Here is a 16,319-nt window from a genome sequence, read left to right as displayed (position 1 = left end):
TGCGTAAGTACTAAACTTCAGCAAATCCAAAGCCCCAACCAAATAAAATCACGCTAACACCGTAACAATACAGTGCAAGCGTGATTTTAAAGTTTGAAAATTTCAGTTTTGATTCAATGCAGCCAAACGACGAGCGTTAGCAACAGCGTATAAACTGATGCCTGCTGCAACAGAAGCGTTAAGAGATTCAACCGCGCTAGAAATTGGGATTCCAGCAATAGCATCGCACGCTTCTCTCGTAAGGCGACTCATGCCCTTACCTTCAGAGCCGAGCACAACAACTAACGGATCAGTTTCAAAGCCAGTTTCTCCAACAAGCTTATCGCCGCCGCCATCAAGACCAATTGCATACCATCCGCGCTCTCGCAAACCTTGAATTGCCTTATTTAAATTAACAACTCTAGCAACTGGCAAATGAGCTGCAGCACCAGCAGAAACCTTCCAAGCAGCAGCAGTTACGGAAGCACTTCTGCGCTCAGGCAAAATCACACCATTAGCACCGAAAGCTGCTGCAGAACGAATAACAGCACCCAAATTTTGAGGATCCGTAACGCCATCCAAAGCAATAAACAATGGTCGAGCATTAATGCGAGCAGAATCTGAATCAGCAGCTTCCATTGCGCGCGCCTTCTTTTCCGCTCGTTCAACCAATTCTTGCAAAGAGTGATACTGGTAAGGCTGAACTTTCACAATAATGCCCTGATGATTCGTACTATGCGCAATACGATCCATTTCAAGGCGATCCGCTTCAAGCAAACGCAAACCCTGCATGCCTGCTAACTTCACGATTTCGCGCGTGCGATCGTCATGCTCAATGCGATTAGCCACATACAATTGAGTGCTTGGAACTCCAACTCTTAACGCCTCTAAAGCAGCATTGCGACCAATTACTAACTCATCTGAATCACTACCAAGCTTATCCACTCTGCGGCGCGCAGCCAAACGCGGATCTGCAAATGTGCGCTTAATAGCAGCTTTCTTAGCAAAATAAGCTTTGTGATACACGCGATCTTCAGCCTTCGGAGTAGGACCTTTTCCGCGCAAAGCATTGCGATGTTTTCCACCCGACCCCTTGGTCGGCCCTTTTTTCGTAGTCATACTCCTATTCTCACATGCCCCCAAGGCATTGTTTAATAGCTTTCTGAAGCTGGCAAAGTCTGCTGATTCTAAGCTCGGCGCGTTGTATGGCATAATAGAACGGTACTTAATTGTTGCAAACTATTGCAATATTCCACAACCGCGCAATAGTTACAATACGAAGCGCTAAAAATAGCGTTAGCATTGCGATTATTGACTACTCCGCGGCACTCCCAAGGGGGAAGATATGGTTGATCACGCTCTTGATCAATCCAATAAAACAGCTGACTCTTCAGCTAATAGCAAAGATCCATCATTGTGCGATGTTCAGCAAGTAGCTAAATCACTTAACGTAGATATTACATGCGGTTTAAGCTCTGAGGAAGCTGCAAAAAGACTTAATCAATTCGGCCCAAATGCACTTGCTGCTGCTCCTAAAATTCCAGCATGGAAACGGTTCCTTGATCAATTTAAAGATCCGCTCGTTTACTTGCTTATTGCAGCAACTATTATTTCTGCAATTGCGTGGTTTGTTGAGCGCGCACAACATAAAGGAAACAGCGGTGGAGAGATTCTGCCGTTTGATTCAATCGTAATTATCATTATTTTGATTGCAAACGCAGTGCTTGGCTACATTCAAGAGTCGCGAGCAGAAGAAGCAGTCGAAGCTTTAGCTAGAATGAGTGCTCCGCAAACTTCAGTTTTGCGCGATGGTAGCGTGGTGCGCATTAATACTGCAGAAGTTGTGCCAGGCGATATCTTAGTGCTTGGCGAAGGAGATGCCGTGTCTGCAGACGGTCGACTTATAGCAGCGGCTTCATTACGCGTAGCTGAGGCAAGTCTTACAGGCGAATCTGTTGCAGTAAGCAAACGTCCGAATACGCTTTCGTCTGCAAAAGCTTTAGGCGATCGTACAAATATGGTTTTCAACGGAACTGCTGTTACGCAAGGAACCGGTCGCGCTGTAGTCACCTCTACAGGTATGCGCACACAAGTTGGCAAAATCGCGGATATGCTTTCAAAATCAGATGACGAAGCAACACCTCTCGAGAAAGAAATGGTACACGTTTCTAAAGTTCTTGGAATTGCGGTGTGCATTATTGCAGCTGTTGTTCTTGCTTCCATGTGGCTGATTGAAGGCTTCCACAGTATTCAAGATATTATTGATTCTCTGCTGCTTTCTGTTTCCCTAGCTGTTGCTGCTGTTCCAGAAGGTTTAGCTGCGATTTTGACAGTAGTTCTTGCGCTTGGCGTGCAACGAATGGTGAAGCATCATGCTGTTGTAAAAAAGCTTTCATCCGTGGAAACACTTGGTTCTGCTTCTGTTATTTGCTCCGATAAAACAGGCACCTTAACTCGAAACGAGATGACTGTTGAACGCGTAGTAACACCTAGCGGTGAAGTTCAGCTTACAGGAAGCGGTTACAAGCCTGAAGGACGCATGATATTAATTGGTTCTGCGGACGCAGATTTAGCAGTACCGCAAAATCTTGCTACAGAAGTATTAGGCGCGTTAGGCTCCGGATGTTTGGCTAACGACGGCGATTTGCATTATGACGAAACTACTAAAAGTTGGCAGCCCGTGGGAGACCCTACAGAAGTTTCGCTAGTAGTAGCAGCTCGTAAAACAAAAGCGGACAAACGTTACGCTCATTTGACTCGAGTTGCGGAAGTACCTTTTACTTCTGAACGCAAACGTATGTCTGTTGTTGTTAAAGATGGTTCGGATTCTGGAAATCTGATTGTTTGCGCTAAGGGCGCTCCGGACGTGTTGCTTTCTTATTGCACGCGTATTGCAGTAGCTGGTGCCGTGCGTCCGCTTACTGACGGCGATCGCGAAGATATTTTAGCAACTGTTGAACGTCTTTCTGGAGAAGCCTACCGCACGCTTGGAATGGCTTATAGGCCGCTTGGAGTCGATAGTCTTTCAAAAGTTGATGGCATGGTTTCTAACGCTGCAGGTCAAATCGCGGACGTTGCGGAACAAAGTGACGTACTAGAATCTGATTTGATTTGGAATGGTATGGTTGGAATTATTGATCCTCCGCGAATTGAAGTTCGAGATAGTGTAGCTCAAGCTCATCGCGCTGGAATCCGCACTGTTATGATTACAGGCGACCATCCTCTTACGGCTACGCGTATTGCTCGAGATCTTGGGATTATTGGAAAAGATGAGCATGCACTTACAGGCGACGAACTTGACGAATTGCTTTCACGCAACGACGATAATATTGCTTTTGATGAAGCTATCAGTAAAACTAGCGTGTACGCGCGAGTAGCCCCTGAGCACAAGTTAGCTATCGTTTCTTCGCTTCAACGTCAAGGCAACATTGTTGCTATGACTGGTGACGGCGTAAACGATGCTCCAGCCGTAAAGTCTGCCGATATTGGCGTTGCTATGGGCATTACTGGTACAGAAGTAACTAAAGAGTCTGCCAAGATGATTTTGGCTGACGATAACTTCTCTACAATTGTTGCAGCAGTGCGCGAAGGTCGCGGAATTTTCGACAATATTCGTAAATTCTTGCGATACTTGCTCAGTTCTAACGTTGGCGAAGTCTGTACTGTTTTCGGCGGCGTTGTTTTCGCTGGCGCACTGGGAATTACACAGCCAAACTCTGTTGGCGTAACTTTGCCTTTGCTTGCAACTCAGCTTTTGTGGATTAACTTGCTTACGGATGCAGCTCCTGCACTCGCGATGGGCGTTGATCCGCAAACTGACGACGTAATGGATCGAAAGCCTCGAAAGCTTACCGATAGCGTTATTGACCGACGAATGTGGGGAGATATTGTATTTATCGGCATAATCATGGCTGCTATTACGTTAATCGGTATGGATATGCATTTGGCAGGTGGATTCTTTACGGACCGTTCTGTTGGAATTATGGATCACGCTGCTCAGCTTACTCACGCTCGCACAATGGGCTTCACAATTCTTGTGTTTGCGCAAATGCTGAATGCGTTAGCATCTCGTTCAGACTCACAAAGCGTATTTGTAGGCTTATTTGCAAATCGTTGGCTTTGGGGTGCTATAGCAGTTTCTGTTGTGCTCCAGTTGGCTGTAATTTACATACCGTTCTTGAATGAGCCATTTGGCACTGTTCCTTTGAGCGTAACGGAATGGTTCGAGTGCCTCGGTCTTTCAATGGTCGTGTTAATTGCTTCCGAATTGCGTAAATGCGTGCTTCGTTTCATTGCAAAACGTAAAGCAGCAAACGCCTTAACTATTGCCGCTTAATAAAATACATTATTAAGCTGTTTTACAAATACGCGGTACAGTACGTAGTTTTCTTACATAACCTACGTTTCTGTGCCGCGTTTTGTGTTTTTATTTTCTATAAAATTTTTTGCTGATTGCTCATGAATATTTATTTGTTTTCAGGAAATAGCTTGCATCATAATCACAGACCGCGGCACGCGCTACAATTGTCTGTATTGCAATTTTCGTACAAAATAAGCAACAAAATATTTCGTGCGAACAATGAAGTTGTTTATGTGTTGATACATCACAAGGAGATTTGACGTCATGCTGTTGTCTGATCGCGACATTCTCAAAGCTCATGATGAGGGTCATATTGATTTGACCCCGTGGACTCCGGAAATGGTACAGCCAGCGTCAATTGACGTACGTCTTGACCGATTTTTCCGCTTATTTAACAACCATGCTTACACGTATGTTGATCCTGCAGAAAATCAGGGTGAACTTACAGAACAGTTCGAGGTAGCTCCTGACGAGCCATGGATTCTTCATCCTGGAGAGTTCGCACTCGGCGCTACGTGGGAGTATGTAAAACTTGACGCTACTATTGCTGCACGTTTGGAAGGCAAAAGCTCGCTTGGTCGTCTTGGTATTTTGACACATTCCACAGCTGGCTTCATTGATCCAGGTTTTGAAGGTCATATTACTTTGGAGCTTTCAAACGTTAGCACTTTGCCAGTTAAACTTTGGCCTGGCATGAAGATTGGTCAAATGTGTTTCTTCCAGTTAAGCTCACCATGTGAAAACCCATACGGTTCAGCCGTTAACGGATCGCACTATCAAGGTCAGCGCGGTCCAACTCCGTCACGTTCGTATGAGCATTTCTATCGCGCTGATTTAAGCGAATAATATTTTTAGAAAAATGATTCCGTTTTTAGAAAAGTAATTCCTAAAATAGCAAGATTTAGAAGAAAAGTAGATAATTCTCAGGTAATTATCAGTTAGCGTTACTGTTCTGCTCAGAATAGTGTGATTATATAATATTGTCGACAAAAAGACAGGTGCAGAGCACCTAAAACTTATTCTTTTCTTCTCTCCTTTATTTCCCCGGCGCATAGACGCCGGGGTTAAATTTTTTCTGCATGAAACGCCGAATTAACACTAAAAGGTTGACATTGTCACAGCTAAGGCTAAACTTGTGCAACAAGATTGGAGGTTGATGAACATGAATACTCGTTTCTGGCGCAGCTGGCGTAGTTAAAAGCGAGTTCACATATCGGTGTGGGCTTGCTGATTTTAAACAATCAACGGGGCTATGCCGGATTCATCATCAACATTATTTGAGCTGAATGGCATATAAGCTGCCATCCAGCTTTTTTGTTATCTGAGCACACGCCCTTCAAATTTACAAAATAATCGACATAAAAATAATAAAGAACAAACTTAATGCCGATTTCCTCGGCACGCACAAGAAGGGCAAAATTATGGTAAACGCAGTTGAACAAAATATGTATTACGGTGAATTTGGCGGACAGTACGTACCAGATATGATTCGTCCAGCACTCGACGCAGTAGCAGCAGCTTACTTACAATACAAAGACGATTCAGAGTTCCGCAATGAATTAGCTGGATTATTAAAAGATTACGACGGTCGCGAAACACCTTTATACTATGCTGAATCTTTCACAAAATATTTAGGCGGCGCAAAAGTATATTTAAAGCGCGAAGATTTAAACCATCTCGGCGCTCACAAAATGAATAATGTTCTCGGACAAATTTTACTCGCTCAGCGCATGGGTAAAAAGCGCATTATCGCTGAAACCGGAGCCGGTCAGCATGGCGTTGCCACTGCTGCTGCAGCAGCACGATTCGGCATGGAATGCGAAATTTTTATGGGCGCACTTGATTGCGAACGCCAAAAACTTAACGTTTTTAGAATGACTTTGCTCGGTGCAAAAGTTCATGCTGTTCAAGAAGGCACAAAAACTTTAAAAGATGCTGTAACTGCAGCATTTATGGATTATGCACAGCACTTGGATGATACCTTCTACATCGTTGGTTCCGCAGTGGGACCTTACCCTTATCCACAAATGGTTCGCGATTTTCAAAGCGTTATTAGCAAAGAGTCGAGAAGGCAAATCCTAGAAAAGGAAGGCAGATTGCCGAATGCTGTAATTGCTTGCATTGGTGGCGGTTCTAATGCAATTGGTTCTTTTGCAGCATATATTGATGATCTGTCTGTACGATTGATTGGTGCTGAAGGCGCAGGTAAAGGCGCTGATACTCCTCAAAATGCTGCTACTATGACGAATGGAAAAGTTGGCATTACGGATGGCATGAAAACTTATGTTCTTATGGATGATGACGGTAACGAGCTTCCAGCCTACTCTATTTCTGCGGGATTGGATTACCCTGGAGTCGGCCCAGAACACTCATATTTAAAGGATTCTGGTCGCGCAGAATACTACGCAATCACTGATGATGAAGCAGTTCAAGCTTTTCGCGCACTTTCTAGAGTTGAAGGAATCATCCCAGCTTTGGAAAGCTCACATGCAATAGCACAAGCTATGAAGATGGTTCCAAAGATGAGTAAGGATGACATTGTTTTAGTAACAGTTTCCGGCCGTGGAGATAAGGATGTGAATCAAGTAGCACGCTATCTTGGAATTGAATTATAAATCATTAATTTAGCAACAAATAAAACACAGCAAATAAAACGAGGCAGATAATTCTCAAAATAAAGTGAGAATAAAAAGTAAGAGAAGAAGAACATGGCACTTCTGTAGCTAACATAGCATACAGAAGTGCCTATTTTTATTTTTATTTTTATTTTTATTTTTATTTTTATTTTTATTTTTAAGCAGAATATCCCACTTATTTTTTATGCAAATCAGAGCATGCTGAACTAATTATTGTGCACAATCCTTCCATAATTTTGTCTACTGGAGAAGCTGCGCGCCAATTCAAATATAACGATCGATAAGGTTTAGGATTCTTAAACTCACGCAACATCAAACCAACTGGTTGCACAATTGGAGGTACAGTTGCAAGACGCGGCAATAATGTCACATCTTTGCTACCTACAACCATATATCGCAAAGTTTCTAACGACGTTGCCCTAAATTCTGATTGCTTCGCCCCCACTTTTTGGCATACATCGAGCATGCTTCTACGCATACAATGCCCATCTTCTAGTAAAAGCACTTTCTGAGTAGACAAATCTGAAAGTTCAATTGGTTTACTCTCGTGTCCTAGCAAAGAATTTGTAGAAGTCGCAAGAAGAAAATCTTCGTCAAAAACATGACACACTTTTATTGAAGGCGCATTCAAACTTTCGCTTAATATAACTGCGTCGACTTGACCACTATCTAGCAAATCAATAAGTTTCGCTGATTTTTCTTCTATAAAACGAATAGTAAGTTTTGGTTTTAAACGCCTGAGTGCAGGCATAATTCTTGGAAGTAAGTATGGTCCTAACGTTGGGAACACACCCAAAACTACTGTAGATGGCCATGGATCTTCTGAGCGTCTTGCAGCTTGTCGAATACGTGACATATCTGCCTGAATACGTTTAGCGTAATAAACCACTTCCCTCCCAGCAGGAGTTAAGATTTGTTTCCCGGGAGTGCGCTCAATAAGTTCTACGTCTAAAGTCTCTTCAAGTTTTTTAATTTGCGTTGAAAGAGTAGGCTGAGAGACGCGCATACGAACAGCCGCCTTGGTAAAGCTTCCTTCTTGTGCAAAAGCTATTAGATATTCTAACGCTCTAATATTCATAAGACGCCCCCATTGTTTATTGCATAATAAATTTTATAAATTATTTATTTTGCGGGCTGCGGATAAGATAGTCAAATGCAGATAACGCAGCATTGGCTCCAGAACCATACGCTGTAACAATCTGCTTATACGGTTCGTCTGAACAATCTCCAGCAGCAAAAACACCCGGAGTATCAGTGCATCCAGCGCGATTCGTAATAATTTCTCCTCGATTATTGAGAGAAATATTATTTACAAGCCAACGAGTATTCGGAGCTAAACCAATTTGCACAAAAACCCCATCAGTTTCAACAATATGTTCTCTGTTTTCATCATCGTCTGCTTTATTGCGATCTATGTAACGTATTGCAGTAACTTTACTACCATTACCTTCAATACTACTTACGGCAGCACTTGTAATAACTTCAGTGTTAGGTAATTTATGCAAAGCATTAAGCAATACTTGATCCGCTTTAAGTACATCCATGAACTCAACCACCGTCACATGTTTTGCAACTCCTGCTAAATCGATAGCAGCTTCAACGCCAGAATTTCCGCCGCCAACAACGACAACATTCTTATCTTTGAAAAGTGGACCGTCGCAATGAGGGCAGAATGATACGCCTCTATTCCTATACTCATCTTCTCCTGGAATACCCAACGTACGCCAAGTCGCACCAGTTGCAATAATCACTGCACGCGCTTTCAAAGATCCACCAGAACGCGCATGAATAGTATGCAACCCATATGGTTCCTTAGATAAATCGAGCGAGTCTGCCCAATCAGGAGTAAATACGTCAATATCGTATTGAGAAATATGCTTAGTTAAATCTACTGCTAGTTGAGAACCAGTCGTATGCGTTTGGGAAATATGATTTTCAATACTTTCAGTTTCTACAACCTGTCCGCCACGATGATCCATAATCATAGCTGTACGCAAACCCTTACGAGCAGTGTAAATTGCGGCAGCAGAAGCAGCAGGACCGCCGCCAGCAATAACAATATCGTATGGATTTTGCGAATTCATTTTTTCTGCGAGCGCAACATTTGCCGAAGAAACGCTATTACCATTATTGCCATTCTCATTTTGCTCAACAGATTTTTCTTGTTCTGCGAGCACAGATACAAGTTCGTCAATTCCTGCCCGTCCGGAGGAAATAAGTTTGCCATTTTCAAAAACTGCTGGCACGCTCATTACACCGAGTTTATCTACTTCTTCACGGAAAGCGCTACCTTCAACTACAGTATGCTGGATTTTAGGGTTAATAATAGAAATGGTGTTAAGTGATTGCACAACTTCTGGGCAATTCAGGCAAATTACCGACATGTATGTTGTCACATTGTGTGAACCAAGCTTTAGTATTGCATCGCGTTGCTCATCACTAATTTTTGGCGCATAGCCACTTACTTGTAGAAGTGCTAGTACTAAAGAGCTGAATTCGTGCCCTAAAGGCAATCCCGCAAAACTAACCGATACAGTAGATTCTCCATTTACTGGATTATCTAGTTTTCTACGCAATTCAAAGCTTGGCTTACGCTTTACATTGCTAATTTCATTATTATTTACTTCAGAAATACTGATTTTGTCACTTTGCTGAGATACTTCTTCCAGTAAGGATTTAACTTTTTGAGATGTTTCAGAATTATCAACGTAAGAAATGATTTCTATTTTAGATACCATCTTTTTTAGTAATTCTGAAAGCTGAGCAGTTAATGATGCATTCAACAAAGACATAGTTTACTTCCTTCCGCAATTTTAGTCACAAGCAAAAATAAGAGAAATGCGTAGGAAACTATGAACGTAGCTCCCTACGCATTGAGATGATTCTTTAAAAAAAATATTCTTTAATATTTAATTGCAAAAATCAGATTTTGCCGACTAAATCGATAGAAGGTTCCAAGGTTTCTTCGCCCTGCTCCCATTTTGCTGGGCAAACTTCGCCTGGGTGCGCTGCAATATACTGTGCTGCTTTAACTTTACGAAGCAGCTCGTCGGCGTTACGACCAATTCCGTCTGCGGTCATCTCAAAGAACTGAATCACACCTTGCGGATTCACGAGGAATGTAGCTCGGTGAGCTAAACCGGATTCTTGATTCCAAGCGTCAAAATTACGCGAAAGAGCTCCGGAAGGATCACCCAACATAGTGTACTTTACTTTTGCAATTGCTTCAGAATCGTCATGCCATGCTTTGTGTACAAAATGTGTATCCGTAGAGACTGAGTAAACTTCAACGCCTAGCTTTTGCAATTCCTCATAGTGGTTTGCAAGATCTTCCAATTCAGTTGGGCATACGAATGAAAAATCAGCTGGATAGAAGAAGAAAATTGCCCATTTGCCAAGAACATCAGTATCACTTACTTCAACAAATTCGCCATTCTTATAACCATTTACTTTGAATGGAAGAATATGTGTGTTCATTAAACTCATATCATTCTCCTAAATAGGTCATTTGCGCCTTCGTTGCGCTTTTATTTTCATTATTAAGAATAGATTATGGCTATTGATAATTCTAGTTATATAGATGTTTTCTATGACTCTTATACACATCGTCAATGATTTTAGTAAACAAAAAAGGAGCAACAACATTTATTTAGAAGTATGGACTTTTGTTTATGTAGACTATACAATTGATGGACTGTGTAGAATAGCAATTGTGGCGGCAAAATAAATTTCGATTAATTTATATAACGCACGTAGTTAACAAAGAGGTGCTACAAATCGTAAACAGTCGTCCTATACATTTGTTGACTACAAAACTAAACAAAATATGGGAGGATACTATGAAACGCAATGCAGTAACAGGGTTTTTAACTAGCCTATGCATGCTCTTGAGCCTATCTGCTTTCGCAATGCCAGCAATGGCAACAACCGCAGATAATTATGCAAAAACTCCACTTACTGCTGAAACAGCTAAACAAATCGCAAATGGAACTATAGGCTTAGATTTACCTGGGGCTTTGGATATGTCTTTATATCACAAGAAGCCTCTTGATCCACAAGCTGATTTAGATGGTGACGGCTTAACTAATAGTCAGGAAATTTACACTTACACTAAAGACGGTAAGACTTATTATGGGTACAATTCTCACCCTATGATGAACGATACCGATGGCGATGGTATTCCAGATAATCAAGACAGCAATCCTCGCAGGTGGGATATTAGTCCTCGCGATATGGCTTTATTCTCTGAACTTTCTTATCGAGATGATAATTACATAAATAAGGTACTCGATTACACTAAACCGCTTCACGACATTTACAAAAATCGCAGTGAGTACCGCCTTATGCACAACGAGCTTGCACCATTCTGGAAAGTTAAGGAAACCTACCACAAAAGGGGAGGATTTGATGCTGTTTTGTTTGAAAATGTAAGTCCATACCCATTCTTAGAACAAGGCACTGTTCAAGTACTAGCAATTCGTGGAACTTCCCAATTTAATGATTACGATGATGATTTTGCAATAGCTGTAGGTCATAACCCAGATCAAGCTAAAGATGTTGAGCAGTTGATTGAGCGTTATGGTCGCGAAAATACTGTTAGCAATTTGTATATTACCGGACATTCCCTCGGAGGATATCTTGCACAGCGTGCTTTAATTCGTGCTAAAGGCAAAGGCTACAACTGGATTAAGAAAATTTACACATTCAATTCACCACAAATTTGGGGAAATATTTTCAACCGTTGGTTGCGTGCCGTCGCCAATACTGGCGATAAGCTCACTCGAGAAGGTTACGCTGTTCATTACAAAGTAGACAACGACAAGGTTATTCGTTCTGTTGGCAATTTTGCTGGAGCTATAAGCGTCAGCAATTCTGCGCAAGGACATAGCTCTCGAAGCTATCTTGAGGCCCGTATGAACAATTTCCCAGGTTTCACCGTAGGTACTAGAGGAGATATTTCTGGCACTGGACGTTGGATGGAAGAACTTAACAACTTCTACGATGTTCGCACGTTCTAATTACTGCTAATTAATGATTATTAATTAGCACCAGCAATAGATAGCTATCTCGTGTAATTTATTAACAATAAGCTAAGTGCTGATTTACCGATGATTCATTAATATCACAAGTAGCTCAGTGCTTTTCCTATATCAATTAATCTAATGAAATTCTTTCCTATTACACCGCATCAGCTTAAGTATTAACTTTTGGTACTTATTAAAATTATCTGATTCAACTAGATACAATTTTATAAAGTTGTTAAATCTGATAAAACCAACACGTTGAGCTAAATCTGTTGTGCTGCTCGCAAAAATATTTTCAAAATAAAGTAGAAGTCTGTACAAAAAGTAAGGAATAGCAGTATGAGAAAAGTAAGTACCGTTCACACAATTAGTGGAATTGTATTAACTTTTGGTTTGATCATTTCATCGCTGGTTTACATACCTTCGCTAGCAACAACCGCAGCGGCAGAAGAAACATCACCAGTGCACGTACCTCTTACCGCACAAACCGCTCACGACATTTCTACTGGTCGAATTCGTTTGGAAAATAATCAGATTGATTCTTTGCTTTACCATAAAGCCGCGCTAGATCCAGATCAAGATAGCGACGGCGACGGTCTGAAGAACAGCGAAGAGCTTTACACTTACGTAAAAAACGGACGCACATATTACGGATATAATTCGCATCCACTTATTAAGGACACCGACGGCGACGGATTAGATGACAAAAACGATAGCAATCCTCGCAGGTGGGATATTAGCCCTCGCGATATGGCGCTTTTTATGGAGCTTGTGTATAGGGAAGACAGCTACGTCAAAGAAGTACTTGACTACTCAAAACCGCTCAGGATTATTTATGAAAATCGCAATGAGTACCGCCTTATGCACAACGAGCTTGCACCATTCTGGAAAGTTAAGGAAACCTACCACTTCGGGAGTGGGTTTGACGCTATCCTTTTTGAAAATGTGAATCCTGCGTACCCATTTATTAAGCAAAACGGCGTGCAAGTATTAGCAATTCGCGGCACTAAAGGCGCAACAGATGTATGGAATGATGTCTTGCTTGGAACTGGCTCAAACCCAGGCCAAGCTGCTGATATAGATAAATTAATTGATGAATATAAACAAAAGAACACTGTAAGCAATTTATATGTTACAGGTCACTCTTTAGGTGGGTACTTAGCACAAAGAGCCTTAATTCGAGCTAAAAGTAGTGGCGCAACTTTTAATATTAAAGCTTATACTTTTAACGCTCCGAGAATCAAAGGTAATATATTCAACAGATGGCTTTGGGAAACATCTGATTTTGGCGATAAACTAACTAAAGAAGGTTATGCCGTTCATTATAAAGTTGATAACGATACAGTAATAGGCGGAATAGGAAATTTCGAAGGTGCAATAAGCGTAGGAAGTTCTGGAGCCGGTCATGGATCCAGAAGCTACTTTGAGCCTAGAATGAATGCTTTCCAAGGATTCACAGTTGGCGAACGCAATAAAATTGAGGGAACCGGTCGCAAAATTGATGCACTCGACGGATTAGTTAACGAACCAGTTATTAAAACTGACGAACAAGCTTTCGAACCTAAAATTACGAATATTGACATTATGGAAAATGATCCATTGCCAAAAGGCACAACAATAAAGCATCTTCTTAATCCTAACGATATACCGCAAGGCTCTACCATTACAGACATTACAGAATACGACAAAATTGACACTTCTCAATGCGGCAACTACGAAGGGAAAATACTACTCGTACTATCTGGTAGAATATTAAAAACTATTATAGTTCCAATAACCATTCATAAACGATTGGCTAATATCGAGGAACTTCCAAATGTTACTGCTGAACCTGGCAAGAAAATAGAAGTCAAAAAAGACAATAAAATCCCCGATAATTTCGACTTCAAACCATACTTAAAAAACTTACCAGAAAACAGCACAGTACAAGTTGTAAAACAACCAAACACAACAAACACTGGAGAAACAACATTTATCATAGAAATAACCTTTGCAAACAAAGCAAAACAGAAAGTAACTCTTAAAGCTCACGTTGTAGAAATCATTCCAGCAACACCACTAAACCCAGCTAAAAAGAGTATTACGTGGGCCGAGTTAATTCCTGCAAAGAAATCAACACCATGGATCGAGCTAACACCAGCGACACCAGCTCCAACACCAACTCCCGTACCTCCGACACCTGTTCCACCGACACCGGAACCAACGCCTTCGCCTACGCCGACACCGACGCCTGATCAACAACCTGCAGTGCCTCTGCAGCCGAAACCAAACCCGGTGAATCCAACACCCGTTCCGCCAAAACCTGCGCCTAAACCAGAGTCACAACCTGTTCCACCAACACCAGAATCTCATTCTGACAACAGTGAACACTCTAGCAATGGCGAACCTGATAAGTCTGCAAATAGCACAACCCCACAGACTAATAAGTTCGATCAAGACCATAAGGAAATTCCAAGCATGGGATTTCCCGAACCAACACATCCTTCCAAAACTCTACAAACTCCTGCAGTTAGTAACGATTCTATGCGCGAAAACCACATAGAGCTTAACGCAAACTCAGAATCACACACATTACAGCAACAGATTCCATCAGCACCAAAGAGTATTGCAGATTTACTTCCAGCGTTGTGCAACACTCTCACCGTCGGGAATAATAACATTGCTTATGCGGGAAAAAATAACCATATCACTGTTACAGTAAATGCAACATCAGAATTCATGCGCAGATTACAACTAGAAAAAGCAGTAAAAGCTTATGCCTACATATATTCCAACCCTAAACTTCTTTATAGCGCAAATGGAATGAAATATGTAACAGTTCACATTAATGAATATGGCAGAATTGTATTCGACGTAGTTATCCCAGAAGAATATAAAGGCAATCATACGATTGTCCTTATTGACGAAAACGGTAAACAAGTTGCGTGGACGAATACTTTAGTAAAGAAAGACCCTCATTTACACAAACAATCCACAATAGCCAATAATGCACTCCCTCGTACTGGAATACAAATAATTCCAATTGTACTTAGCGTTGCATTAATGCTGTTTGTTAGCACAATTGTGACAATTGCAAGAAAAAGAAAGTTTAACTAAGCGTAAGTTGTAGTTTTTATACATCCAATGTACAAAAACTACAACTTATACAATTTTACAATCTGAATGGAGCGGATGACGGGAGTCGAACCCGCCTCTGAAGCTTGGGAAGCTTCCATTCTACCGATGAACTACATCCGCATGCTGTAACTAAAAGTAAACTAGTTTCAACAACCATCTAAGGGTATCATGCACAGCTTACCGCTTCAATATTTAGGAATCAGTTTATGAACTCAATAAACAAGACAAGCAAGTTCAACAAACAAAATATTCATGCAGCAATGCTCATTAAACGCCCAATCCTATCCTGAACAGTAGGACGCGCAGTACACAAATGCACAAGCGCAGGAGCGTTATTATTCCATGGACAAATAATCATCAAAGAAGCAACAGCCTGCAATCCAGCAGTAGATTTCATCTCGTGAAGCTGCATGCCGTAAGTAATTTTATTAAGTGCGGAAGCAAGCGCAGCAAAATCTCCAGTAATTTCACTACTTCCCTTATCTGCGTCAAATTCACGCGAACCAGGAATAATTGCATTGATAATAACAGAAGCAATAGGAGCGAATAAAATATTCAAAAACTTACCAATAAATTTGCAATACTTGCGAATATCACGACGATATGTATCACCGACATAAACAAGCCAAGAACCAACGTACGTTAATACTGTTGCTGTAGCAGTAGCCAGCGAAGAAGCGAGAATATCATGATTATAAATATGAGTTAATTCATGACCAATAACACTACGTAACTCGCGCTCGTTAAGAATATTAATCAAACCACGAGTACAACATATACTCGCATGACGCTCACTTCTACCAGTTGCAAAAGCATTAGGACTTTCGTAGGGAGAAACCATTACTCGCGGCATAGGTTTACCAATTCGAGCAGACAAATCTCTGACCATTGCGTAAAGCACAGGCTCTTCTTCTTCACTAACCTCTGTAGCATGCATAGCAATAATCGCAAGCTTACTTGAGCACCAATAAGCAAAAACACTAAATGCAATACCAGGAATAATGAACCATATTAGTGAAGACAGATGCGAGCCAGTAAGAACCCAACATAAGGCAAGAAAAAGCCACACAACAACAAAAAATAGTGCGGCTTTTAAGCTGCCATAGTGTATTCTCAAGCCTTTCAACATATGAGCTATCTTAATAATGCGAACTTAAATTTTTCTGAATATATACTGCGTATTTACTAACTACAAACTTAAAT

The 16,319-nt window shown here is 41.3% G+C and carries 10 protein-coding genes and 1 tRNA gene; 5 read left to right on the top strand and 6 right to left on the bottom strand.

The window, feature by feature from the left end; genetic code table 11:
- Window positions 1–102: 102 nt before the first annotated feature.
- On the bottom strand, window positions 103–1,098 hold the full coding sequence (gene rlmB, locus HXT59_RS02045) for a 23S rRNA (guanosine(2251)-2'-O)-methyltransferase RlmB (RefSeq protein WP_012914562.1): 996 nt from the start codon (window positions 1,096–1,098) through the stop codon (window positions 103–105).
- 226 nt (window positions 1,099–1,324) lie between these two features.
- Between rlmB and HXT59_RS02040 the strand changes: the two genes are divergently transcribed.
- The 3 genes from HXT59_RS02040 (at window position 1,325) to trpB (ending at window position 6,954) form a co-directional block, all read left to right on the top strand.
- Window positions 1,325–4,315, top strand: a complete 2,991-nt coding sequence (locus HXT59_RS02040; RefSeq protein ID WP_064621761.1) for a cation-translocating P-type ATPase — start codon at window positions 1,325–1,327, stop codon at window positions 4,313–4,315.
- 288 nt (window positions 4,316–4,603) lie between these two features.
- A complete protein-coding gene (gene dcd, locus HXT59_RS02035) occupies window positions 4,604–5,185 on the top strand; it encodes a dCTP deaminase (RefSeq protein ID WP_004119774.1) in 582 nt (193 codons plus the stop codon).
- Window positions 5,186–5,760: 575 nt separating this feature from the next.
- On the top strand, window positions 5,761–6,954 hold the full coding sequence (gene trpB, locus HXT59_RS02030) for a tryptophan synthase subunit beta (protein WP_064621760.1): 1,194 nt from the start codon (window positions 5,761–5,763) through the stop codon (window positions 6,952–6,954).
- A gap of 196 nt (window positions 6,955–7,150) precedes the next feature.
- On the opposite strand, the gene HXT59_RS02025 is transcribed toward trpB, so the two are convergent.
- The 3 genes from HXT59_RS02025 to ahpC all read right to left on the bottom strand — a co-directional run bounded on the left by HXT59_RS02025 (window position 7,151) and on the right by ahpC (window position 10,461).
- Window positions 7,151–8,053, bottom strand: coding sequence for a LysR substrate-binding domain-containing protein (locus HXT59_RS02025; RefSeq protein ID WP_421783993.1), 903 nt, complete (start codon window positions 8,051–8,053; stop codon window positions 7,151–7,153).
- Between the two features lie 40 nt (window positions 8,054–8,093).
- Window positions 8,094–9,767: an alkyl hydroperoxide reductase subunit F gene (ahpF, locus tag HXT59_RS02020; RefSeq protein WP_415705439.1), complete on the bottom strand. Its 1,674-nt coding sequence runs from the start codon at window positions 9,765–9,767 to the stop codon at window positions 8,094–8,096.
- 130 nt (window positions 9,768–9,897) lie between these two features.
- Window positions 9,898–10,461 (bottom strand): alkyl hydroperoxide reductase subunit C, encoded by a 564-nt coding sequence (gene ahpC / locus HXT59_RS02015; RefSeq protein ID WP_012913675.1) that lies wholly within the window; start codon window positions 10,459–10,461, stop codon window positions 9,898–9,900.
- A 353-nt stretch (window positions 10,462–10,814) separates the two neighbouring features.
- Between ahpC and HXT59_RS02010 the strand changes: the two genes are divergently transcribed.
- Both HXT59_RS02010 and HXT59_RS02005 read left to right on the top strand, forming a co-directional pair.
- On the top strand, window positions 10,815–11,993 hold the full coding sequence (locus HXT59_RS02010; protein WP_012913676.1) for a lipase family protein: 1,179 nt from the start codon (window positions 10,815–10,817) through the stop codon (window positions 11,991–11,993).
- 345 nt (window positions 11,994–12,338) lie between these two features.
- Entirely contained in the window at window positions 12,339–15,095 is a 2,757-nt protein-coding gene (locus HXT59_RS02005; RefSeq protein ID WP_076002502.1) for a Rib/alpha-like domain-containing protein, read from the top strand.
- A gap of 67 nt (window positions 15,096–15,162) precedes the next feature.
- Here HXT59_RS02005 and HXT59_RS02000 read toward each other — a convergent pair.
- Both HXT59_RS02000 and HXT59_RS01995 read right to left on the bottom strand, forming a co-directional pair.
- Window positions 15,163–15,236, bottom strand: a tRNA-Gly gene (locus HXT59_RS02000).
- Window positions 15,237–15,366: 130 nt separating this feature from the next.
- A complete protein-coding gene (locus HXT59_RS01995; protein ID WP_012913678.1) occupies window positions 15,367–16,245 on the bottom strand; it encodes a M48 family metalloprotease in 879 nt (292 codons plus the stop codon).
- Window positions 16,246–16,319: the final 74 nt, after the last annotated feature.

This window comes from Gardnerella sp. KA01001, assembly GCF_049244025.1.
GTDB classification, from domain to species: domain Bacteria; phylum Actinomycetota; class Actinomycetes; order Actinomycetales; family Bifidobacteriaceae; genus Bifidobacterium; species Bifidobacterium swidsinskii.
Note: the sequence above shows the minus strand (reverse complement) of the source record. Positions and strands in the feature narration are given on the sequence as shown.

Coding starts and splice junctions, on each gene's coding strand:
- HXT59_RS02025 (WP_421783993.1), bottom strand. CDS start 8,053: ATGAATATTAGAGCGTTAGAATATCTAATAGCTTTTGCACAAGAAGGA.
- HXT59_RS02040 (WP_064621761.1), top strand. CDS start 1,325: ATGGTTGATCACGCTCTTGATCAATCCAATAAAACAGCTGACTCTTCA.
- HXT59_RS01995 (WP_012913678.1), bottom strand. CDS start 16,245: ATGTTGAAAGGCTTGAGAATACACTATGGCAGCTTAAAAGCCGCACTA.
- ahpF (WP_415705439.1), bottom strand. CDS start 9,767: ATGTCTTTGTTGAATGCATCATTAACTGCTCAGCTTTCAGAATTACTA.
- trpB (WP_064621760.1), top strand. CDS start 5,761: ATGGTAAACGCAGTTGAACAAAATATGTATTACGGTGAATTTGGCGGA.
- HXT59_RS02010 (WP_012913676.1), top strand. CDS start 10,815: ATGAAACGCAATGCAGTAACAGGGTTTTTAACTAGCCTATGCATGCTC.
- dcd (WP_004119774.1), top strand. CDS start 4,604: ATGCTGTTGTCTGATCGCGACATTCTCAAAGCTCATGATGAGGGTCAT.
- rlmB (WP_012914562.1), bottom strand. CDS start 1,098: ATGACTACGAAAAAAGGGCCGACCAAGGGGTCGGGTGGAAAACATCGC.
- ahpC (WP_012913675.1), bottom strand. CDS start 10,461: ATGAGTTTAATGAACACACATATTCTTCCATTCAAAGTAAATGGTTAT.
- HXT59_RS02005 (WP_076002502.1), top strand. CDS start 12,339: ATGAGAAAAGTAAGTACCGTTCACACAATTAGTGGAATTGTATTAACT.